General features: G+C 62.6%; 20 protein-coding genes. 7 read left to right on the top strand and 13 right to left on the bottom strand.

The window, feature by feature from the left end; all coding sequences use genetic code 11:
• Positions 1–2: 2 nt before the first annotated feature.
• From Q8X51_RS13040 to Q8X51_RS13070, 7 genes are all read right to left on the bottom strand, one after another.
• Positions 3–1,331 carry a TolC family outer membrane protein gene (locus Q8X51_RS13040; protein WP_407693821.1) on the bottom strand — a complete coding sequence of 443 codons (1,329 nt, stop codon included), beginning with the start codon at positions 1,329–1,331 and terminating at the stop codon, positions 3–5.
• A complete protein-coding gene (locus Q8X51_RS13045; protein WP_315872642.1) occupies positions 1,328–2,653 on the bottom strand; it encodes an HlyD family type I secretion periplasmic adaptor subunit in 1,326 nt (441 codons plus the stop codon). The genes Q8X51_RS13040 and Q8X51_RS13045 overlap by 4 nt, the downstream gene beginning before the upstream one ends.
• Entirely contained in the window at positions 2,650–4,386 is a 1,737-nt protein-coding gene (locus tag Q8X51_RS13050; protein ID WP_137212007.1) for a type I secretion system permease/ATPase, read from the bottom strand. The genes Q8X51_RS13045 and Q8X51_RS13050 overlap by 4 nt, the downstream gene beginning before the upstream one ends.
• 173 nt (positions 4,387–4,559) lie before the next feature.
• The gene (locus Q8X51_RS13055; RefSeq protein WP_065924157.1) at positions 4,560–5,180 is read right to left on the bottom strand and encodes a heme acquisition protein HasA; all 621 of its coding nucleotides are present in this window, start codon (positions 5,178–5,180) and stop codon (positions 4,560–4,562) included.
• A 103-nt stretch (positions 5,181–5,283) separates the two neighbouring features.
• Entirely contained in the window at positions 5,284–8,034 is a 2,751-nt protein-coding gene (locus Q8X51_RS13060) for a TonB-dependent receptor (protein WP_315872643.1), read from the bottom strand.
• A gap of 150 nt (positions 8,035–8,184) precedes the next feature.
• Complete coding sequence (locus Q8X51_RS13065; protein ID WP_323145668.1) at positions 8,185–9,183, bottom strand: FecR family protein; 999 nt, start codon at positions 9,181–9,183, stop codon at positions 8,185–8,187.
• A gap of 63 nt (positions 9,184–9,246) precedes the next feature.
• Entirely contained in the window at positions 9,247–9,768 is a 522-nt protein-coding gene (locus Q8X51_RS13070) for an RNA polymerase sigma factor (protein ID WP_065925006.1), read from the bottom strand.
• A gap of 207 nt (positions 9,769–9,975) precedes the next feature.
• On the opposite strand from Q8X51_RS13070, the gene aroQ reads away from it, so the two are divergent.
• Both aroQ and Q8X51_RS13080 read left to right on the top strand, forming a co-directional pair.
• Entirely contained in the window at positions 9,976–10,425 is a 450-nt protein-coding gene (aroQ, locus tag Q8X51_RS13075; protein WP_010206717.1) for a type II 3-dehydroquinate dehydratase, read from the top strand.
• Positions 10,422–11,270, top strand: coding sequence for a shikimate dehydrogenase (locus tag Q8X51_RS13080; protein WP_407693822.1), 849 nt, complete (start codon positions 10,422–10,424; stop codon positions 11,268–11,270). Before aroQ ends, Q8X51_RS13080 begins: the two co-directional genes overlap by 4 nt.
• A gap of 46 nt (positions 11,271–11,316) precedes the next feature.
• Here Q8X51_RS13080 and Q8X51_RS13085 read toward each other — a convergent pair whose 3' ends face one another.
• Together Q8X51_RS13085 and quiC are read right to left on the bottom strand one after the other, a co-directional pair.
• Positions 11,317–11,982: a TetR/AcrR family transcriptional regulator gene (locus Q8X51_RS13085; protein WP_407693823.1), complete on the bottom strand. Its 666-nt coding sequence runs from the start codon at positions 11,980–11,982 to the stop codon at positions 11,317–11,319.
• Between the two features lie 80 nt (positions 11,983–12,062).
• Positions 12,063–13,964, bottom strand: coding sequence for a 3-dehydroshikimate dehydratase QuiC (quiC, locus tag Q8X51_RS13090; RefSeq protein ID WP_027605288.1), 1,902 nt, complete (start codon positions 13,962–13,964; stop codon positions 12,063–12,065).
• 223 nt (positions 13,965–14,187) lie between these two features.
• Here quiC and Q8X51_RS13095 point away from each other — a divergent pair, with 223 nt between their 5' ends.
• Positions 14,188–15,522 carry an MFS transporter gene (locus tag Q8X51_RS13095; protein WP_065925004.1) on the top strand — a complete coding sequence of 445 codons (1,335 nt, stop codon included), beginning with the start codon at positions 14,188–14,190 and terminating at the stop codon, positions 15,520–15,522.
• Here the strand turns inward: Q8X51_RS13095 and Q8X51_RS13100 are convergent, their stop codons facing one another.
• Positions 15,523–16,401, bottom strand: coding sequence for a DMT family transporter (locus Q8X51_RS13100; protein ID WP_065925003.1), 879 nt, complete (start codon positions 16,399–16,401; stop codon positions 15,523–15,525).
• Positions 16,402–16,600: 199 nt separating this feature from the next.
• Here Q8X51_RS13100 and Q8X51_RS13105 point away from each other — a divergent pair, with 199 nt between their 5' ends.
• The 3 genes from Q8X51_RS13105 to Q8X51_RS13115 all read left to right on the top strand — a co-directional run bounded on the left by Q8X51_RS13105 (position 16,601) and on the right by Q8X51_RS13115 (position 19,051).
• A complete protein-coding gene (locus Q8X51_RS13105) occupies positions 16,601–17,014 on the top strand; it encodes a lipoprotein (protein WP_407693824.1) in 414 nt (137 codons plus the stop codon).
• A gap of 168 nt (positions 17,015–17,182) precedes the next feature.
• On the top strand, positions 17,183–18,070 hold the full coding sequence (gene ypfJ / locus Q8X51_RS13110) for a KPN_02809 family neutral zinc metallopeptidase (protein ID WP_065925001.1): 888 nt from the start codon (positions 17,183–17,185) through the stop codon (positions 18,068–18,070).
• The gene (locus Q8X51_RS13115; RefSeq protein WP_065925000.1) at positions 18,071–19,051 is read left to right on the top strand and encodes a hypothetical protein; all 981 of its coding nucleotides are present in this window, start codon (positions 18,071–18,073) and stop codon (positions 19,049–19,051) included.
• A 43-nt stretch (positions 19,052–19,094) separates the two neighbouring features.
• Here the strand turns inward: Q8X51_RS13115 and Q8X51_RS13120 are convergent, their stop codons facing one another.
• The 3 genes from Q8X51_RS13120 to Q8X51_RS13130 all read right to left on the bottom strand — a co-directional run bounded on the left by Q8X51_RS13120 (position 19,095) and on the right by Q8X51_RS13130 (position 21,278).
• Positions 19,095–19,682 carry an HAD family hydrolase gene (locus Q8X51_RS13120; RefSeq protein ID WP_065924999.1) on the bottom strand — a complete coding sequence of 196 codons (588 nt, stop codon included), beginning with the start codon at positions 19,680–19,682 and terminating at the stop codon, positions 19,095–19,097.
• Positions 19,679–20,548, bottom strand: coding sequence for an acyl-CoA thioesterase II (gene tesB / locus Q8X51_RS13125; protein WP_027605282.1), 870 nt, complete (start codon positions 20,546–20,548; stop codon positions 19,679–19,681). Before tesB ends, Q8X51_RS13120 begins: the two co-directional genes overlap by 4 nt.
• Positions 20,549–20,708: 160 nt before the next feature.
• Positions 20,709–21,278, bottom strand: a complete 570-nt coding sequence (locus Q8X51_RS13130; protein ID WP_065924998.1) for a GNAT family N-acetyltransferase — start codon at positions 21,276–21,278, stop codon at positions 20,709–20,711.
• 76 nt (positions 21,279–21,354) lie between these two features.
• Between Q8X51_RS13130 and Q8X51_RS13135 the strand changes: the two genes are divergently transcribed.
• Positions 21,355–22,275, top strand: coding sequence for a histone deacetylase family protein (locus Q8X51_RS13135; protein ID WP_065924997.1), 921 nt, complete (start codon positions 21,355–21,357; stop codon positions 22,273–22,275).
• Positions 22,276–22,369: the final 94 nt, after the last annotated feature.

Consider the following 22,369-nt stretch of genomic DNA (forward strand, 5'->3'; position numbering starts at 1 on the left):
ACTCATGCCGAAGGCTGGAAATACCCCGCCAACGCCCGCAAGTCCTGCTCACTCAGCAACCCCGCGTAATACTTCAACTGAATCCTGGCCAGCAGATAGGCATGTCGCGCATTCGCCAGGTCGCGGCGGGCGGTGAACAGTTGTTGCTCGGCGTCGAGCACGTCGAGGTTGACCCGCTCACCGCCGCTGACGCTCTTTTTGGTCGCAGTGACCAGCGCGGTGGCGGAGCTGACAGCCATCTCGTAGGCACGCACTTTCGCCGCGCCACTGGTGTTGAGGTTGAACTGCTTGCGCAGCTCCACCAGCGTCGCCGAGGTATGTGCGTCCAGCTCGTATTGGGCCTGGGACAGTTGATTGGCCGCCTGGCGCGTAGAGGCCGATACCGACCCGCCGGCAAACAACGGCAGGCTGACCTGGATACCGACGCTGTTGGTGTCGTACTTCTGGTTGTAGCTGCTTTCCGAATCGGAGCTGGTCTGGCGGCTGCTGGCGTACAGGCTGACCTTGGGCATGTGCCCGGCGCGTTTGCGCTCCACTTCGTAGGACGCCACGTCCAGCGCGTGGTGCTGGGACTTGAGTTCGGGGTTGTTGGCCATGGCCAGTTCGCGCCAGGTTTCGAAGCGGTTGGGCTCCAGGGGCGGGATGTCGAATGGACGGGCCAGGGGTGCCAGCGCTTCGATCTGCAACGGTTGGCCGACAATCGCTTCCAGCTCGCGCAAGGCGCTGTCCTGGGCGTCCAGCGCTTCGATTTCCTCTGCCTGGGCCAGGCTCAATCGCGCTTGGGTCTCCAAGACATCGGTGCGCGTGCCTTCGCCGCCTTTGAGTAGACGATCATTGAGTTGCAGGCGCTCGGCAAATGCCCGCTTCTGCGCACGGCTCAACTCGATGCGTTCCTGCGCCAGCAGCGCCTGGCTGTAGGCGCTGAGCACGCGCACGGCCAGTTCCTGGCTCTTGCCGCGAAAACGCTCATCGGCCATCAGCGCCTGGGCGGTGCCTTGGCGAAAGCGCGCGTAGGCTTCGTAATCCAGCAACGGCTGCTGCAAGGTCAGGGTCGAGGCGTAGCTGCGGTAATCACGGTCGCTGGTGACATCGCCGACAGCGGTGCTTTGGGTGACTTCGGATTCATTGCGCGAGTTGTTATAGCTCCAGGACAAGTTCGGCAATAACGCTGCACGGCCGATCACGCGGTTCTCTTCACCGGCCTCGCGCTCCTGGATGGCGGCCTGGAAGGTCGGGTCATTGCGCAGGGCGAGGTCGTAGGCGTCGAGCAAACCCAAGGCATGTGCCGCCGGTGTAACGCTCAGGCACAGGGTAAAAAACAGTGCCTTCATTCTTCCACCAGGGCCATGTGGGTACGGTCCAGCAAGGGTTTGAACAGGTAGTTGAGCATCGAACGCTCACCGGTCTTGATGAAGGTTTCCACCGGCATGCCCGGACGAATCCGCACGCCGTCCAGTTGTTGCATGCCCGCCGCACTGACCTGGGCACGCACGGTGTAATAAGGCTCGTCGGTGCGCTCATCGACCTGGCGGTCGGCGGAGACCAGCGTCACCTCACCGGCCACCCGTGGGGTGGTGGCCTGGTTGAAGGCCGAGAACAGCAACTCCACCGGTAGGCCCGGATGCACTTTGTCGATCATTTGCACCGGCACCCGCGCTTCCACCCACAACGCTTCGCCCTGGGGCACGATGTCCATCAGCGCCTGGCCGGGCTTGATCACCCCGCCTTCGGTGTACACCTCCAACCCCACCACCACCCCCGAGGCCGGCGCCCGCACCAGGCTGTTGGCCAGTTCGAACTCGGCCGAGGCCAGGCGGTTGCGCAGGTCGTCGCTGCGGGTGCGGGTCTCGGCCAACTGACCGCGCAGGTCTTTCTGGAAGTCTTCGCCGAGCTGGCGGATGCGCAGGCGCAGTTCCAGAACCTGGCGCTGCAACTGGCCGATGCGTCCGTAGTCTTCGGCAATCGCGCCGTCGACCTGGGCGTACAGGCGCTCGCTGTCGAGCAGGCGATTGCGCGGGATATAGCCATCGCGCGCCAACTCGCGCAGCCCTTGCAGTTGCTCATTCAATGCCGCGCGTTGCTGCAGCTTACTCGCCTGGGAATCCCGCGTGCCGCGCAACTGCGCCTCGGCGCCAGCGATGGTTTCGCGCAGGCCTTGCTGCTCGGTGGCCAGCGCCTGGGCGCGGCTGGTGAACAGTTGCCGTTGCAGATTCAGGGTGTTGGCGGCCTCCGGCTCGTTGAGCAATTCAGGACCGAAGGTGATGGCGGGCAGACCTTCGCTTTCCGCACTCAAGCGCGCCTCACTGGCCAGGGACGCCAGGTACTGGCTGCGCAGCGACTGCATCTGCCCGCGCAAGGGCGTCTCCTTCAAGCGCAACAGCACCTGGCCGGCGTTGACCACATCACCGTCACGCACCTCGATACGCTCGACGATGCCCCCGGCAGGATGCTGCACGGTCTTGCGATGGCCAGAGACCATGACCTTGCCCGACACCGCCACGCCCTTGTCCAGCGGCGCCAACGCGGCCCAGCCGATAAATCCGGCAAAGCCGCCGAGCACCAGCCACCAGCCCAGGCGCGAATAGTTTTTGTCATCCAGCGCCAACACCGTGTGAGGGCGGTCGCTGACCAGCACCGGCTTACTCATACTCATGCCTGTTTTCCTTCACCGAGGCGGTAGCTCATGCTCAGGGTCGACACCGGTTTGGAGGCTGCCGGTTTCTGCCGCGCCTCCAGCACCCGCGCCGTCGGACCAAAGGCCTGCAACTGGCCGTCCTTGAGGATCAGCAACTGGTCGGTCAGGCTCAGTACATTGGCTTTGTGGGTAATCAGGATCACCGTGCGGCGCTGCTGCTTAAGCTGGGTGATGGCCTGGAGCAGCGCCTGCTCGCCCACTTCGTCAAGGTTGGCGTTGGGCTCATCCAGCACGATCAACGCCGGCAGGCCGTACAGCGCACGGGCCAGGGCCACGCGTTGCTTTTGCCCACCGGACAACCCCGCGCCGCCCTCCCCTAACTGCGTGTCGTAGCCTTGGGGCAGTTGCAGGATCAGGTCATGTACGCCGGCCATTTGCGCGGCGGCCAGGACGTTGTCGGTATCCAGCTCGGCAAACCGTGCGATGTTGTCGGCGATGCTGCCGGCGAACAATTGAATGTCCTGGGGCAGGTAGCCGATGTGCGGGCCGAGTTGCTGTTTGTCCCACTGGGCCAGGTCGGCGCCGTCCAGCCGCACCTTGCCGGCCAGCGGTGCCCAGGCGCCCACCAGCACCCGCGCCAGGGTGGATTTGCCGCAGCCGGAAGGTCCGATCACGCCGAGCACGTCCCCCGCTGGCAGGTTGAACCCCAGGTTCACCAGCGCCGGCCGACGGCTGCCGGGGGCGCAGGCGCTGATGTGCTCGACGCTCAACTGGCCCTTGGGCACCGGCAGGCTCATGCGCGGCGGTCGCGCCGGGTTGGCCGCCAGCAACTGCGACAAGCGCTCGTAGGCCAGGCGCGCCGAGCCCCATTGCTTCCAGACGCCGATCAGTTGGTCGATGGGGCTCAGCACCCGCCCCATCAGGATCGAGCCGGCAATCATCATCCCCGGCGTGATATCGCCCTGCACCGCCAGCAACGCGCCCAGGCCGAGTACCAGCGATTGCAACGCCAGGCGCACGCCCTTGGACCAGGCGGTGACGGCGGCGGTCTTTTCACTGGCGAGGTTTTGCTCGGCGAGGAACGCCTGGTGCTGGTGGAACCAACGCCCGCGCAAGGTGGCGAGCATGCCCATGGCTTCGATGCTGTCGGCATTGCGCAGGTTGGCCGTGGCCTGCTGGCTGGCGTGGATGGACAGTTGGCTGGCCTCGGCCATCGGCGCCTGGCTGACATGGTGGTTGATCCACGCCAACGCGATCAGCATCACCGCGCCGCCCAGCGCCAGCAGGCCAAGCCAGGGGTGGAACAGGAAGATCACCAGCAGGTACACCGGAAACCACGGCGCATCGAAAAACGCGAACAGCGCCTGGCCGGTGGCAAACTGGCGCAAGGTGGTCAGGTCATGCAACGCCTGGCCTGCCGCCTGGGTGCCGCCCTTGAGTTGCGCTTCGAACGCGGCGTCGTAGACCCGCTGGTTCAGGCGCATGTCCATCTGCGTGCCGAGGCGGATCACCACCTGGCTGCGCACCCACTCCAGCGCGCCCATCAGGCCGAACAGGCCGAGGATCATCAACGTCAGCATGAGCAGGGTCATCTGATTGCCCGAGGCCAGCACCCGGTCGTACACCTGCAGCATGTACAACGCCGGGGCCAGCATCAGCAGGTTGATCACCGCCGAAAACAGGCCGATGTTGAAGAAGCCACTTTTATAGGCCGTGAGGGCGGCCAGGGTTTCGTTGCCGGCGTGGCGCATCTGGGGATTCTCGTGGGGTTGAACGTGCAGCGTCGCCGCGTTGACAGCCGATACGACGCTGCGCAGAATTCGGCACCGCCGTCGCCGGAAGAGTTAGAAGGCTTGGGCGACGGCGGTGTAATGCAGCGAATGGGAGAGCGATCTTCCATTCGCTTTTTCATGCAGCAGCAGGTTCAGGCAGCGAGTGCCCAGTCCTGTGCCACGTCCTGCACGCCCACCAGGGCAACATCGGTGGACACTGCGCTGGCGTGTGCCGCCAGGCCCGCAGACACTTCGTCGAAGGTGCTGGCAGTGGACAGGCCGAAGTCGTCGAGCAGGTTGTTGAGCACGGTTTCCAGCGCGGCGGTGTTGCCCTGCATCAAACCGTAGATCACGCTCTGTACGTCGTTGCCAGCCCGGCCGGCGCCCTCGGCGGCGCTCAGGTCGAGGCCGTTGAACGCGACCTTGAAGTCGCTCAGGGAGAAGTCGCTGCCACTGCCGCCGCCCAGGCCTGTACCCAGTTGCACGTTATCCAGGTCGCCCCACAGGTAGTGGTTCAGGTTGCTGCTGGCGGGCAACGACGGGTTGAACACATAGTGCAGGCCATTGCTGGTGTCGCTGTCGGCGATGAACGCGTACTCGGAGTTGTTGGCGCCGTGGGTCGAATACTGGTCGCCGCTGAGGGTGCCGTTGCTGAAACCGCCGGTGTTGCTGGTGCCGTGCCCTGCAGTGTTGAACCCCACTGCCCAGGAGCTCAGGTAGTCTGATACCGACAGAGAACCCAGGCCCGAATCGTAGCTAACAGAAATAGTCATCGCTAAACCTCGTTAAACAACGTTGTTGATGAGCACGCCGGTGCGGCGCGCCTTTTTGCCCACCCATGGGCAAAACCGTTGATCAGGTGCCTGCGCACGCTGATCAGAATTTGTATTCCAACATGCCGCTCAGGGTTCGCCCGCGCGCCAGGCTGAGGTTGTTGGCGTCGCCCATGGCGACGAAATAGGCTTCATCGGTGGCGTTTTCCAACGCCAGTGCAATGTTCAGTTGATCCGTCATCCAGTAACTGGCGTACAGGTCATAGAGCGTGTACTTGGGCCACATCGCCTGATCCATCAGCTCGTAGCCCTGCTGATTGAGGTTTTCGCCGTTGCCCGAGCTGTAGCGCACACGCACACCCGTATCCAGGCGTTTTTCCATGAAGCGCGTACCCAGGGTCAGCGAGCCGCGATCGGCCGGCATGTACGTGGCGTTACCCATGATTCGCCCGCAGCTTTCCTTGTTGTTGGCGACGTCGTCATCCAACACCTCATAGGTGGTGACCGGCCGTATGCCGATGCGCCCATCCGGCAGGGTGAAACGCTCCAGGCGAGTAGTCCTTGGCCCGGTGGTCTTGGCACCGCCCATGTAATAGTTCTTCGAGCAGAACTCATTGCTGCCGATCATGTGGGTGTAGCTGAGGTTGGCGTACGCGCGGCCCATGTCGTAATTGAGCTGGTATTCAACCCCGCGAAAACGTGTCGGGTTGGTGTTATTGACGTAAGCCATGGTCCCGAGGAATCCACCCACCTGGGTTTCCGGCAAGCTGACGCTGGTGTTGAGGAAAGAGAAGTTTTCGATCCGGGTATCGAAGTACGCCACCTTCATGCCGAGGCGATCGTCACTGAAAAACAAGCCTTCCTTGAAAACATTCATGCCCACTTCCCAATCCCGTGACTCTTCAGGCTTGAGGTAGGGGTTGGGAAATACGCGCTCTCCCGAACCGCCACCGTGGGGTCGGCCGGTCATGAAGGTTTCGGTCACCGCCGGTGGCCGCCAGCCCTTGCCCCACCGGGTATAGAGCTGCAGCCAGTCCACGCCCGGTTTCACCGCGAGACCGAAGGTGGGGGAAAACTGGCCTTCTTCACGGTCGACCTCCATCACTTCCGAGACACGCCTGGCGCCGACAAGGCTGTTGTAGAAGCGATCACGCCGGTACAGGGTCATGCCGGTTTCGCCTTCGAGCCGATAGCGGTCATAACGCAAGCCCGCATCCAGGGCCAGCCAGCCGCCATATTCGTACTGCGCGTTGTTGAACAGGCTGGCGATGGTGCGTTTGCCCCCTGGCGTGCTGCCCTCTGCGTAAGGCAACAAGCCCAGGTTGTTGGTGGCTTCAACTTTGTTGGTGCGGGGCTTGAACTCGTCCTGATACAGCTCCACCCCGTAGTTCCAGGTGACATGCCCCTGTTCGCCGAAATCAAACCGCGAGGTGTTGTCACCCTGCAGGCCCCAGGTGTCGGTCTGAAAGTGATCGGTGTAGGCGCCGACGTAGTTACCGGTACCTGGCGACGACAGGTTGGGGGCGTTGCTGCGATCCATCTGGGTGGTGACGTAATAGAGCTTGGCCTTGAGATCGATCAGCGGGTTGTCCGGGCTATAGCTGTAGTCCAGCGCGACGTTTTTGGCGTTGAGGTTGTTTTTGCTGGTGCGTACGTAGTAGGTGCTCTGAAGGTCGTTGGCGATATAGCCCCAGGCATCGTTACTGTCGGTGTCGGTTTCCAGGTAGCTCAACTGCACGCGCTGGTCGTTGGGCAGGTTCAGGCCGAACTTGACGATCTGCGAGCGGGTCACGCTGCCGGTGTCGCCGACTTCGCTGTTCAACCAGTCGTCGAAGGCCGCAGGGGCAGATGACCTGGCGCGCAGGTTGGTGCCCAGGTTGTCGTCGTTGTGCCTGCCGGCGCGGTAGTTACCGAAATGCCGCTCGCTGTAGCCCAGCACGACATCGCCGCGCTCATCACCAAAGGCAAACACGCCACTGCCGTTGAAGTCGGTGCCGTTACCCAGCTCACCGATGCCGCTGCCGGCGCGAAGGCGGCCGCCGTAGTCCTTGCCGTCCTTGAGGAACTCACTGGCATCCAGGGTCTTGAACGAAGCAATGCCGCCCAGCACGGCCGCACCGCCTTGCCCCGACTGGCTGCCCTTGTCGATCTCGATGCTGGAGATGAACTCCGGGTCGATCAGCATGGTGCCGTTGCGCTGCTGGTGGCCGTTGACGTTGAAGTTCTGGCGCATGCCGTCGATGTTCATGTTCACCCGGCCATAGTCCTGCACACCGCGAATATTCACCGACAGACCAGGGTCGCGCTGGTTGACGGCGGTGTAGACGCCGGCGGTTTCTTCGAGCATGTCGGCGGCATGACGGGGCGGACGTTTATCGATCATGTCGCGGCTGATCACCGCCACGGACTTTGGGGTCTGGTACACCCAGTCGCTGGCCTGGCCGTTGGTGTTGCCGGTGATGGTGGTGGTGCCCACGGTCATGGCGCCGTCGTGGTCGTCGCTGACACGGTTGAGGGTGACCTGGCGCTCACCGGTAAAGCGATATTCCACCGGCGTGGCACCGAGCAAACGGCCAAGCCCTTCCTGCACGCTGAAGCTGCCTTTGAGCGCGGTGCTGCTCAAGCCTTGCAGGCGCGGGCTGTCGAACAGCACCTGCAGACCGGCCTGGTCGGCAAAGGCCAATACGGCACTGCCCAAGGATTGCGCCGGGACATCGAACACCCGCACCGCCGACTGGGAAGCGTCCACCTGAGGCTGCACCGCATACACGGGAGCGGCCGCGGCGAACAGCCCCAAGTGGATGGCCAGGGCTAACCGGCTACCGGTGATACGCCCCTTGGTGAGTGCTGACATTTCTGGTTTCCCTGCGCTGATCGTATGTTTGTTTATGCGAATGCTTCTCACCTAGCAAGACGTACGAGGCGCAGGAAGTCAGTAAGGTTTTTTAAAAAGTTTTTGCGCAGGGGGTTTTAAGCGGGTGAGAGCAGGCCTCCCACCGGGTCATCAATAGATCAGGCTGAGGCCTGCCAGGTCCAAGCGTTGCACTTGGAGTTCCTGGGTGAGCGTTCCGAGGGCGCTGTCGAGCATGTCGAGACGGAAGACGCCGCTGACTTCGCGCTCGCCCAAATCGGAATGGGTCAACACCACCCGCCCCGGACGGTAGCGATTGAGCTGCTCAATAACCTTGGCCAGGGGCTGGCGATCAAAGATCAGCACGCCGCGTCGCCAACTGGTGGCACGGTCTACATCGAATTGATCCAGGGGCACCACCCCCTCCTGGGCGTTGTAGCTAGCAGCCTGGCCCTCCTGGAGCACCCGATCGCTCGGGCCTTTTTTCGGCGAAGCGTGCAAAGACACCTCGACGCTGTGCTGCAACACGCCCACCCAAGCACGGCGGTCGGCCTCGCGCTCCACCACAAACCGCGTGCCCAGCGCCCGCGTCTGCCCGCCGGCGCTCTGTACCACGAACGGACGGGTCTCCTGACCCACCATCGGCGCCACATCAAAAATCGCCGAGCCCTGGATCAGGCTGATACGCCGCTGCACGCCGTCGTAATCCAGGCGGATGGCACTGGCGGAATCCAGCTCCACCGTGCTGCCATCGGCCAAGTGCACGGTGCGTACCTCGCCCTTTTGGGTGACATAGTCGGCCTGCATGCGCAGCCAGGCGTCCGGCCCGCGCAGCCAGCCGACGCCGGCCACCACCACGACCAGCGCGACCGCCGCCGCACGCTGCCAGGGCCTGCGCCGCAGGGAGCGACGCACAGGCAGCGCTGCGGTCGCGGGGCGCTGGCGGTGAACGGTCTCGTCCTTATGCACCTCGCCCAACGCCGCCCAGGTCTGTTCGGCAAAGCGCAGCGCCGCTTCGTGGCGGCTGTCGCAGGCGATCCACTGGCGCAGCTCGGCCTGCTCCTGGTCGGTCAGGGCACCGGCGTGCAGGCGCACCGCCCACTCGGCGGCCTCCTCGGTAATGCTGTGCTGTTGCGGACCCTGGCTATTCACGTGTGAATCTCGAATTTTTCGTTATATGACGCTGTGACGTCTGAGCTGAGGTTTTTCCGTAATTCATTCGTCGGCTGGCTCCACCTCGCCGTCCTGCAAGCGCTGCATCACATATGCCAGCGCCTTGGCCAGGTGCTTTTGCACGGAGCTGTCGGAGATATCCAAATGCCGGGCGACCTGGGCGTGGGTCATGCCCTCTATACGGTTCAGACGGAAGATCTGCTGGGTGCGTTCCGGCAATTCCGCCAACGCCTGCTTCAATGCCTGTCGCTGTTGCTGCGCCATTGCCTGAGCCTCCAACCCGGCCACTTCATCTTCAATCTCGGCCAGCGCCTCATGGGGCACGGAGTCTGTCTTGCGCCGCGCTTCCTGGCGAATATGGTCGATCAGCAGATTGCTCGCCGTTCGATAGAGATAGCCCTGGGAGTTGTCGATACGCTCGCCGGCGGGTTTTTCCGCCAGGCGCAGGAAGCTCTCCTGCACCAGGTCGGCCGCCAACTGCGGGTCCCGTACCTTGCGCGCCAGATACCCGCGCAGGGTATCGGCGTGCTTGAGAAACAGGCCTTTGAGATCCACGTCCGACAAACCGACTCCCTGGAATGTAAAGGAAACAGGCGGGCATCTTAAGCGTTGTCGAGAATGATTTTCAATTGATATCTAATCTGATTCGAGCGCCGGACACGTCTGATTAACGGTTCGGTAATCGAACACATCTGCCGTCATCAATTGACCAAATTAACTAACCAGTACATTTTATCCCCACAACCAACAAGAACTGTGGAGATCCCCCGTATGCCGCCCATCGTGCTGGTGCTCAACGGCCCCAACCTCAACCTGCTCGGCACCCGCGAGCCTGCGACCTACGGCCACGAAACCCTGGCCGACGTCGCTGCCCTGTGCGGCCGCAGCGCTGAACAACTGGGGCTCAAAATCGAATTCCGCCAGACCAACCACGAAGGCGAACTGCTCGACTGGATCCACGGCGCCCGCGCCCGCTGCGCCGGTATCGTGATCAACCCGGCAGCCTGGACCCACACCTCGGTGGCCATTCGCGACGCCTTGGTGGCCAGTGAAGTGCCGGTGATCGAGGTGCACTTATCCAATGTGCATGCGCGCGAGGCGTTTCGGCATCACTCGTTTGTGTCGCCCATCGCCAAGGCGGTGCTCGCGGGCTTTGGCAGCCATGGCTACCACTTGGCCCTGGAACATTTCAGCCAGTTGTTGAAGGGGTCGGCCCGATGAAACCGCGCATCCTCGCCGGCCTGATCGGCGCCGGCATCCAGGCTTCCCGCACCCCTGCGCTGCATGAGCAGGAAGGCGACGCCCAAGGCTTGCGCTACCTGTATCGCCTGATTGACCTTGAGCCCCTGCACCTGGACATCAACGCCCTGCCCGACCTGCTGGAGGCTGCCGAGTTGATGCACTTCACCGGGTTGAACATTACCTACCCGTGCAAGCAGGCAATCCTGCCGTTGCTCGATGATTTGTCCGACGAGGCCCGAGGCATCGGCGCGGTCAACACCGTGGTGTTCAAGGACGGCAAGCGCATCGGCCATAACACCGACTGCCTGGGATTTGCCGAAGGCTTTCGCCGCAACCTCAACGATGTGCCGCGCCAACGCGTGGTGCAGATGGGCGCGGGCGGTGCCGGCGCAGCGGTGGCACATGCGCTATTGGCAGAAGGTGTGGAACACTTGAGTATTTTCGACGTGGACGCCAGCCGCGCCCGCGACCTTGTGGACAACCTCGCCCAGCGTTTCGGCGCCGGCCGCGCCCAGGTCGGCACCCACCTTGAAAACGCCATGGCCGAAGCCGATGGCTTGGTCAACACCACGCCCATAGGCATGGCCAAGCTGCCCGGCACACCGGTGCCCGCGGCCCTGCTGAGAGCCGAACTGTGGGTGGCTGAAATTGTGTACTTCCCGCTGGAAACCGAACTGCTGCGCGATGCCCGCGCCTTGGGCTGCCGCACCCTGGATGGCGGCAACATGGCGGTGTTCCAGGCGGTGAAGGCGTTTGAGTTGTTCAGTGGCGAGGTGCCGGATGCGCAGCGGATGCTCGCGCACTTCAAGAGCATGAACAGCTGAAATGTGGGAGGGCAAGCGCCCTCCCCCATTGGGTCAGGCGGTGTACTCAGGCCTGCAGGTAGCGCAGCACCGATTCGCAAATCATCTCGCGATGCCGTTGTTTAACCGCCTCATCCGACAGGTCGATCTGAAAGATCTCACTGAACGTATGGCGGTTGGACACCCGGTAAAAGCTGAATGAGTTGATCAGCAGGTGCACGTCCAACGGTTCCAGCCCTTCGCGAAACAGCCCCATCTCGGCGCCCCGGCGCAACGTCACCCCTAGCCCCTCGAGGATTTTGCTGTTCATCGCCTTGATGGTTTCGGTGCGTTTCACGTACTCGGCATTGTGGATATTTTCGATGCTGACGATTCGCACGAAATCGACGTTCTGATCGTGGTGATCGAAGGTGAACTCCACCAGCCGCCGGATCGCCTCACGCGGTTCCAGGGAGGTGAGGTTCATCCGCGTTTCGGTGTTGCGAATATCGCCGTAGAGCTTCTCCAGCACCTCGACGTACAACTGCTCCTTGCTGCCGAAGTAGTAATAGATCATGCGTTTGGAGGTATGGATGCGCTCGGCGATGGCATCCACGCGAGCGCCGGACAGGCCCTGCTGAACAAACTCGACGATGGCTTCCTGGAGAATGTTCTCGCGGGTCTTTTCCGGGTTGTTCTTACGACTCTTGCGCGGTGCGTCTGACACCGCGGGGAGTTCGGGACTTGAGGTCATGGTGCGCTCACGGCCATTTTTATTGTGCAGGCCGCGATTATGGGCCGAGGCGTCTTACGAAGGAAGCACCTGGCCCACCGTTATAAACGCGCCTGGCGCACCGCGCCGCTGCGGGATTTGGCCATCGCCGCCAGGCGCACCGCTACGTTGGCCGCGCCGTAGCCGGCGTAACCGTTCTTGCGTTGGATGATCTCGAAGAAAAACCGTCCTTCGAAGGGCTCGGTGTACACATGAAACAACTCACCGCCCTGGGCGTCACGGTCGTACAACACGTTGTAGTACGCCAGTTCGCTGAGGAACTCATCATCGAAATCAAAGCGCGCGGCCAGGTCATCGTAGTAGTTGAGCGGAATATCCAGCAGCGGCACCCCGGCCTCCTTGGCACGGCGCACTTCGGCAAAAATATCCGCGCAGTCAAAGGCAATGTGATGCACACCCGAGCCGCGATAGCTCGACAGCGCGTGGGAAATCGCGGTGTTGCGGTTCTCGGAAATATTCAGCGGCAAGCGAATCGAGCTGCAACGGCTGCGCAGCGCACGGCTCTTCACCAGGCCGTAAGGGTCGGGCAGCACCACTTCGTCATCGGCTTCGAAATCCAGCAGGCTCTTGTAGAACAGCACCCAGCTGTCGAGGCTGTCGGCCGGCAAGGCCATGGCCATATGGTCGATGCGCAGCAAACCACCGCCGGCAGCGCTGGACGCTTGCAGATTGAAGTCGGTGTCGTAGATCCCCCCCTCACTCTGATCCACCAGGTAAATCAGGCTACCGTCCGGCGCACGTACTGCCGCCAGCTCCAACTCGTTGGGCCCGACCAGGCCGCGATAGGGCTGGCCCTTGTAGGCCACCGCCCGTTCCAGGGCCTTGGCGCTGTCCTTGACCCGAATCGCCGTGGCGCACAACGACGGCCCATGGGCCTCGAAAAAGTTATGCGCGAAGGAATAGGGTTCGCAGTTGAGGATCAGGTTGATGTCGCCCTGGCGCAGCAGGCTCACGCTCTTGGAGCGGTGCTGGCCGGCCTTGACGAAACCCAGGCGTTCCAGCCAATGGGTGAGCTTGGCGCCGAGGTTTTCATCCACGGCGAATTCGAGGAACTCAATACCGTCGTATTCGCTGGCCGCCGGGGTATCAAACAGAATCTCGACAGGTTGCGCGGGGGCCTCCTGTTGCAGGCGCTCGCGGGTTTTCTCTTCCAGGTACAGCAGGGAGCGCAGGCCATCCGCCGCATTCGCGCGGGTTGGGGCGGCGCGAAAGCCATCGTTGAAAATTTCCAGGGACAACGGCCCGGTGTAGCCGCTCTTGATGATCGGCGCGAGGAACCCCGCCAAGTCGAATTCACCCTGGCCGGGGAAGCAGCGAAAATGCCGGCTCCACTCCAGCACATCCATGGCCAGGATCGGCGCGTCGGCCATTTGCACAAAGAAGATCTTGTCGCCGGGGATCTGCGCGATGGCACTCGGGTCGCCCTTGAGCGACAGCGTGTGGAAGCTGTCGAGCAACACCCCAAGGCTCGGGTGATCGACCTGGCGCACCAGGTTCCACACCTGCTGCCAGGTGTTCACATGCTTGCCCCAGGCCAACGCTTCATAACCAATGCGCAGGCCGCGACGGCCGGCGTGTTCGGCCAACAGGCCGAGGTCGTCGAGCAGGATGCGTTCATCCCCGACGCAATCGGCCGAAGCGTTACTGCACACCAGCACCAGGTCGGTGCCCAGTTCCTGCATCAGGTCGAACTTGCGCTCGGCGCGCTCCAGGTTGCGCGCCAAGCGATCGCGGCGGCAGCCTTCAAAGTCGCGAAACGGCTGGAACAAGGTGATGGCAATGCCGAGGTCGGCGCACATCTGCCTAACTTCCCGAGGGCTGCCGTCGTAATACAACAGGTCGTTCTCGAAGATCTCAACCCCATCGAACCCGGCGGCGGCAATGGCTTCGAGCTTCTCCGGCAGGGTACCGCTCAAAGACACGGTGGCGATGGAACGTTGCATGGGTGACTCCCGGCAATTGTTGTTTATGGCAAATTATTCGCCCCCAGACTACCCGCAGCAATTAAAATGTACGAACCGGTTAGTTTTTGGTGCGATTATCGAACACTAAGCCTCTTTGGCGAATTGACGATTTTTTAGCCACTGCGCACCATCAATCACGCAGCGACACCCAAAAGAAGACCCACAACACCTCATAAAAATTTCAAAAAACGGGTACAACCACATGCCTTCGCAAAATTCCGCCCTGGCCGCGCGCCCGGGCACCCCGCACGCCGGCATCGGCGACAAGATCCGCGGCGCCATGGCCGTGGGTAAAACCCGCTGGGGCATGCTGGCCCTGGTGTTCTTCGCCACCACCCTCAACTACATCGACCGCGCCGCCCTGGGCGTGATGCAACCGATCCTGGCCAAGGAAATGAGCTGGACGGCGATGGACTACGCCAACATCAACTTCTGGTTCCAGGTCGGCTACGCCATCGGCTTCGTGCTGCAAGGCCGCCTGATCGACCGCGTGGGCGTCAAGCGCGTGTTCTTCTGCGCAGTACTGCTGTGGAGCCTGGCCACCGGTGCCCATGGTCTGGCCACTTCGGCGGTCGGTTTTATGGTCTGCCGCTTTATCCTCGGGCTGACCGAAGCCGCCAACTACCCGGCCTGCGTGAAGACCACCCGCCTGTGGTTCCCCGCCGGCGAGCGTGCGGTGGCCACCGGTATCTTCAACGCCGGTACCAACGTCGGCGCGATGATGACGCCGATGCTGCTGCCGTTGATCCTGCATGTGTGGGGCTGGCAGGCTGCGTTCCTGTGCATGGCGTCGCTGGGCGCGATCTGGCTGGTGTTCTGGGGCTTGAAGTACTACAACCCGGAAGACCACCCGAGCGTTAAACAATCCGAACTGGACTACGTGCAACGGGAAGTCGAACCGGAACAACCCGGCGTACCGTTCAGCCGCATCCTGCGCATGCGCGGCACCTGGGCCTTTGCCATCGCTTATGCACTCACCGCACCGGTGTTCTGGTTCTACCTGTATTGGCTGCCGCCGTTCCTGAACCAGCAATACAACCTGGGCATCAACGTGACCCAGATGGGTATCCCGCTGATCATCATCTATCTGACCGCCGACTTCGGCAGTGTGGGCGGGGGGATTCTGTCTTCGTTCCTGATCGGTCGGGGGATGAACTCGATCAAGGCGCGGTTGCTGTCAATGCTGCTGTTTGCCTGCTGCATCGTCGGCGTGATCATGGCGGCCGGTTCCAGCCAGCTGTGGGTCGCGGTGTTTGCCATTTCCCTGGCCATCGGTGCGCACCAGGCGTGGACCGCCAACATCTGGAGCCTGGTGATGGACTACACGCCCAAGCACATGATGAGCACGGTGTTCGGTTTCGGCGGCATGTGTGCAGCCATCGGCGGCATGTTCATGACCCAGATCGTCGGTCACATCCTCACCGTCACCAACAACAACTACACCGTGTTGTTCACCCTGATCCCGGCGATGTACTTCATTGCGCTGACCTGGATGTACTTCATGGCACCGCGCAAGATTCCGACCGTAGACGCCTGATCACCTGCGCCGCTGCTGCCAGGCAGCGGCCAGACCGCTCATGCAGATCACCCCGATGCCGACCACCGTGGTCACATCGGGGGTATGGTTGAACACCAGCCAGCCCAACAACCCCGCGAAGACGATCTGGCAATAGCCGAACGGCGCCAGCAAGGCCGGTGCCGCGAAGCGAAACGCCTGGGTCAGCATCAAGTGCGCGGTCATCCCACAGGTGCCCAGCGCCAGCATCAACACGCCATGCCACAGCGTGGGAACCTGCCAGAAGAACGGCACCATCGCACTCATCACCAAGGTATTGCACAGCCCGGCGAAGAAGTTGCTGGTGGTGGGCGTGTCGTATTGGCTGAGGATGCGCGTAAGCAGTTGGTAGAAGCAGAAGAACAGCGCCGAGCACAGCGGCAGTAACACCGCGGGCGTGAACAACTCACCGCCTGGGTGAATGATCACCAGCACGCCGACGAAACCGCAGATCACCGCCAGCCATTGGCCGCGTGTCACGTGTTCGCCAAGCAGCGGCACCGACAGTGCCGTCACCAGGATCGGCGCGAGGAAGTTCACCGCCGTGGCTTCCGCCAACGGGATGTAATGCAGCGCCGTGGTGAAAAACAGGCTGGTGCCCAACAGGCACAAGGCCCGCACCACCTGCATCCCCGGGCGTTTACTGCGCAGCACGCGCAGCCCTGATTGCGGCAGGAAAATCCCGGCCATCAGCAAGGTGTGCACCACGTAGCGCACCCACACCACCATCACGATCGGGTAGAACCCGGCCAGGTATTTGGACAAGGCATCGTGGCTGGAGAACAGGAATGTCGCCAACACGATCAGCAAAATGCCTTTGAAAGGATGGTTGACGCCGGAAAGGGGGGTGCTGACAGTCATGGAATTCTCTTGCGTGGCGAGCGGAACGCTGAGCACTGAACGAAACAGCGCTCAACCCGGTAATCTAGCAGCCGGGCTGGCGCCTGCCCCAAGAGCATAACCAAACAGCGGGCGAACAGCGCACTAAATCACCGCATTCGAGTCCAACGCAGCACCTTAGCCTGCGCATTGCATACTTTTTAACCAAGGCCTCGTCGCTATGAAAAAATTCCTCTTTGTTCTTTCTGCCCTTGCCCTGCTGACCGCCTGCGACCAGGCGTCCACGCCAGCGCCCAAACCTGCGCCGCCTTCCGTGCAGGCCACCCTGGTACCCGAAACCCCGCCCACGGATAAATGGGTCGGCAAATGGATCGGCGTCGAAGGCCTGCACCTGACCATCGCCAAGGACGACAGCGTCGGCCGTGGCCATTACCTCCTGACCATGCGATACGGCCTCGACGCCGACGACTCGGGCACCTTCAAGGGTGAAGCGGCCGAAGACGGCATCGCCTTCACCCGTCCGGACGGCCCCCAATTGCTGCGCGCCGGCGACGGAGAAGCGACCGGGCTGAAATGGCTGGCGGACAAAAAAGACTGCCTGATCGTCGCCACCGGCGAAGGCTATTGCCGTTAATACCGACCATACTCAGACACTAAAATTAGTGTAGGAGCGAGCTTGCTCGCGAAAATCGTTAACGATAAAGCGGGCAATCTGGTTAAACGCGGTGTTTGTGCGTTTTTCGCGTGCAAGGACTAGGCGTCCCCCTCGCTCCTACCGAAGGCTGATCAAGAGGATTGCCCCATGCTATGGAAAAAAGGCCGACGCAGCGACAACGTGGTGGATGCCCGCGATGACAGTGGCGGCGGTGGTGGCGGGATGCGCTTTGGCGGCGGCAAGGGCCTGAGCCTGACCGCGATTGTGCTGATCGTCGGCATCGGCTGGCTGACCGGCCAGGACCCGATGCAGATCCTCGGCCAGTTGACCGGCCAGATGGAACAGGCGCCCTCGGTGAGTACGCAGTCACGCCAGGCGCCGCCGGCCAACGATGAGCAAGCCGACTTCGTACGCGCGGTGCTGGGCGATACCGAAGACACCTGGGGCCAGGTGTTCAAGGAAAACGGCCTGGTCTACAAAAACCCGAAACTGATCCTGTTCCGTGGCCGGGTCAATTCCGCCTGTGGTGGCGCCACCTCGGCCAGCGGCCCGTTCTATTGCCCGGCGGATCAGCAGGTTTATCTGGACCTGGATTTCTTCCGGGAAATGTCCCAACGCTTCCAGGCGGCCGGCGATTTCGCCCAGGCCTATGTGATCGCCCACGAAGTCGGGCACCACGTACAAACGTTGCTGGGCATTTCGTCGAAGATCCAGGCCGCACGCCAGCAAGGCCGACAAATGCAAGGTGACGGTGGCCTGCTGGTGCGCCAGGAGCTGCAAGCCGACTGCTTCGCCGGTGTGTGGGCCAACCGTGCGCAAAAGCGCCTGAACTGGCTGGAGCCTGGCGATATTGAAGAAGCACTGAACGCCGCCAACGCCATCGGCGATGACCGTTTGCAGCAGCAGGGCCAGGGACGCGTGGTGCCGGACTCGTTTACCCACGGCACCTCGGCACAGCGGGTGCGCTGGTTCAAGACCGGCTTCGCCCAGGGCCAGATCACTCAATGCGACACGTTCGCTGCCAAGAGCCTATAAATGAATCAACGATTGGGACTGCTGTTGGGCCTGTTGCTCATCTCATCATCCGCCTGGGCCGCCGAGCATGGCGTCAAGGTGGTCAGCCCCGAGCGTTTTCATCTGGAGGCCGGCGATCTCAGCCTCGGCCTGAGCCAGGACTGGCGCCAGCCACTGCCCGACGTCACCCGCGCGTTGATCATCGTGCACGGGCGCCTGCGTAATGCGCAGACCTACCTGCAAAGCGGAATGGATGCCGCCGAACACGCCGGCGTCGCCGCCAACACCCTGGTAATCGCGCCGCAGTTTCTGAACGGGTCCGACATGAAGCGCAACCACCTGGGCAACCAGGTGCTGCGCTGGAAGGGCAATGACTGGATGGCCGGCGACGCCTCGACCGGCCCGGGCCAGATCAGCTCTTTCGGCGCCCTCGACCAGATCATCAAGCACCTGGGCAACCGCACGCTGTTCCCGGCGCTGAAGGAAATCGTGGTCGCCGGCCATTCCGGCGGCGGCCAGGTGGTGCAGCGCTTCGCCCTCACCGGCCACGCGCACCCGACCCTGCAAACCGAGGGCATCCGCCTGCGTTATGTGGTGGCCAACCCCTCGTCCTATGCCTACTTCAGCCCACAGCGGCCGGTGAAGTTCGAGACCGCCAGTTGCCCGGGCTTCAACGCCTGGAAGTACGGCATGCAGCACCTGCCGGCCTACGCCAACGGCCAAAGCGCCGAGCAGCTGGAACAGGCCTACGTATCACGCACCATCACTTACCTGCTGGGCCAGCAGGACACCGACCCGAACCACCCGGCACTGGATAAAAGCTGCGAAGCCGAGACCCAGGGCGCGTATCGGCTGATTCGCGGGCACAACTACTTTGACTACCTCAAGCAGCGCCATCCGCAGTTGCGCCAGACGCTGGTGGAAGTGCCGGGGGTGGGGCATGACGGGGATAGGATGTTTACGTCGCCCGAGGGCCAGAAGGTACTGTTTTCCCAGCATTAACTGAAGAAACCGCACCTCCCACATTTGATCTCTATTGCCTGGCCTAAATCATCCGGCGCAGTACCGCGCAATCTGCAGCATGCCAATCCGCCAGCTCCGGCCACGGGTTCTCCGGCAGGTTGACCAACACCGTCCGCGCCCCTGCCGCCCGGCCGCAGTCCAGGTCAAAACGGTAATCGCCGACCATCACCATCTCGCTCGGCGATACATCCCACGCCGCCGCCAATTTCAACAACCCACCCGGATCGGGCTTGGGCGGCGCATCGTCGCGCCCCAGCACATCGTCCACGGCAAAGCAGTCCGCCAGGCCAATCGCCTCCAGGGTGATATGCGCCAACTCCCGCGCATTGCGGGTCAAAATGCCCAGGCGATAACCGCGCCCGGCCAGCTCGCGCACCAGTTCCACCGCACCGTCCGCCGCGACGGAGCCCAGCGCCAGCTCGCGCTCATGTTCCAGCAACCAGGCGTGCTTGGCCGCTGCGATGTCCGCCGGTAATGCGGCAAGGTGAGTGAGGATGTCGTCCTCGGGGGGAATGTCCAGGGCCACGCGAATCGCCGCAAAGTCATGCACCGCCACCGTCAGGGTGCCGTCCATGTCGAACACCCAGTGCTTAACGTCCGTCAGGCTCATGCCCAATCCTTGCGATGGCGGATCAAACCTTCCTGGGTCACCGACGCCACCAGTTGCCCGGCGCGGTTGTACACGCTGCCGCGGGAGAACCCACGGGAATTGCCGGCCCATGGGCTGTCCATGGCGTACAGCAACCAGTCATCGGCACGCAGGTCGGCGTGGAACCACAACGCGTGGTCGAGGCTGGCGACCTGCATGTCTTTCTGCCAAACAGTCTTGCCGTGGGGCAGCAACGAAGTGGTCAGCAGGCCGAAGTCGGAGGCGTAGGCCAGCAGGTATTTGTGCAGCGCCGGCGTATCCGCCAGGGCACCATCGGCGCGAAACCACACGTATTTGACCGGGTCGGACGGCTGCGGGTTGAACGGGTCTTTTTCGGTGACCGGGCGCACTTCGATGGGCTTGGGGCACAGCAGCTTGTCGCGCATATGCTCGGGGATCAGGTGCGCGCGCTGCTGGGTCAGCTCCAGCTCCGACGGCAGGTTTTCCGGGCCGACCACCACGGGCATGGTGGTCTGGTGCTCGAAGCCGGCCTCGTCGTACTGGAACGAAGCGCTGCAGGTGAAGATCGGGTGGCCCTTCTGGATCGCCGTCACGCGGCGGGTGCTGAAACTGCCGCCATCGCGTACACGGTCCACCGAGTACACCACCGGCAACTTCGCATCGCCGGGGCGCAGGAAATAGCCATGCAGGGAATGCACATGCCGCGCTTCTTCGACGGTCTGGCTGGCGGCCGACAGCGACTGGCCGAGCACCTGGCCACCGAACAGTTGGCGAAAACCCAGGTCCTGGCTGCGGCCGCGAAAGAGGTTTTCCTCGATCGGCTCCAGGGTCAGCAAGTCCACCAGATCTTCCAATACTTGGCTCATTCAAACTCTCCTCAGAGCAAAACGGTATCTACCTGTGGGAGCGAGCTTGCTCGCGAAGATCGTTAACGATAACGCAGCGCTTCTGGTTTACTGCAGCGCTCTTGCGTTCTTCGCGAGCAAGCTCGCTCCTACAGGGGGTCTATTGGGCATTCCGGGCTGCTTATCCGTGCAGCGTGTCCAACCATTGGGCGCGGGTGATGCGGTACAAAACGTGGGGGCGCAGCGGGTCATCGGCTGCGACCTTGGGGTGTGCAAAATCTGCCTGGGGATCGTAATGCATACCGATGGCCTGCATGACTTTTTGTGATGGCAGATTGGCTTGAGTGGTGAAGGCGACGATTTCGTCCAACTGCAAACGGTCGAAACCACAGCGCAGCGCGGTCCAGGCCGCCTCACTGGCATAACCCAGGCCCCAATGCTCACGGGCCAGGCGCCAGCCGATTTCCACTGCGGGGGTAAAGCCCGCTTCGAAGCTGACGTTCTGCAACCCGGTCAGGCCGATGAACTCACCCGTGTCCTTGCGTTGCAGGGCCCACAGGCCAAAACCGTATTCGGCGAAGTGGCCGCGAATCCGGCCGATCAGGGCGGCGCTTTCCAGGTGGCTCAATCTGGCCGGGAAATAGCGCATCACCTGCGGGTCGGCACACATGCGCGCGAATTCCGTCAGGTCTGCATCGCGCCACTGGCGCATGACCAGGCGCGCGCTTTCCAATTGCAATATCTCCTCCATGGGTCCCCTCCCCTTGCCATGTGCGTGAGTGTACAGCGCTGTTAAGATCCTTCGCAGATCCCCGTCAGAAAATCCCATGCCTTTGCCATTGATCTACCACGATGACTACAGCCCTGAGTTCCCGGCAGACCACCGGTTCCCCATGGACAAGTTCCGCCTGCTGCGTGACCACCTGGTGGCCAGCGGCCTGACCGAGGACAGCCAATTGCTGCGCCCATCGTTGTGCCCACCGGAGATTCTGGCCCTCGCCCATGAACCTGGGTATATCGAACGCTACATGAGCGGCGAGTTGTCCCGCGAAGACCAACGGCGCCTTGGCCTGCCCTGGAGCGAAGCCCTGGCCCGGCGCACCGTGCGCGCGGTCGGCGGCTCGATCCTGGCGGCGGAGCAGGCGCTGGAACATGGCCTGGCCTGCCACCTGGCGGGCGGTACCCACCACGCCCACTACGACTACCCGGCGGGCTTTTGCATCTTCAATGACCTGGCGGTGATCAGCCATTACCTGCTGGCCAGCGGCCGGGTCAACCGCGTGCTGATCTTCGACTGCGACGTGCACCAGGGCGACGGCACCGCGCGCATCCTCCACGACATGCCGGATGCAATCACCGTGTCCCTGCACTGCGAAAAGAACTTCCCTGCGCGCAAAGCCCAGAGCGATTGGGACATCCCGCTGCCCATGGGCATGGGCGATGCCGACTACCTCACGGTGGTGGACGACGCCCTCAACTACCTGCTGCCGCTCTACCAGCCGGACCTGGTGCTCTACGACGCCGGCGTCGATGTGCACAAGGATGACGCCCTCGGTTACCTCAAGCTGACAGACGCAGGCGTGGCCGCCCGCGATGAAAGCGTGATGCGCCATTGCCTGGGCCGCGACATCCCGGTGATGGGCGTGATCGGTGGCGGCTACAGCAAGGATCGCCCGGCCCTGGCCCGCCGCCACGGGATCCTGCACCACAGCGCGCAGCGGGTGTGGACGTCATCAGGGTGTCATTGAAGTGTGGGCGTTACCCACAATGCCTGTGGAACGGCCTGTGGATAACTTGAGCGTAAGCGTCTGAAAGCCTGCATCCGTATAGCCTGTAGGAAGC

It is taken from the genome of Pseudomonas sp. Yb2C2 (assembly GCF_052112325.1).
Classification (GTDB): domain Bacteria; phylum Pseudomonadota; class Gammaproteobacteria; order Pseudomonadales; family Pseudomonadaceae; genus Aquipseudomonas; species Aquipseudomonas marginalis.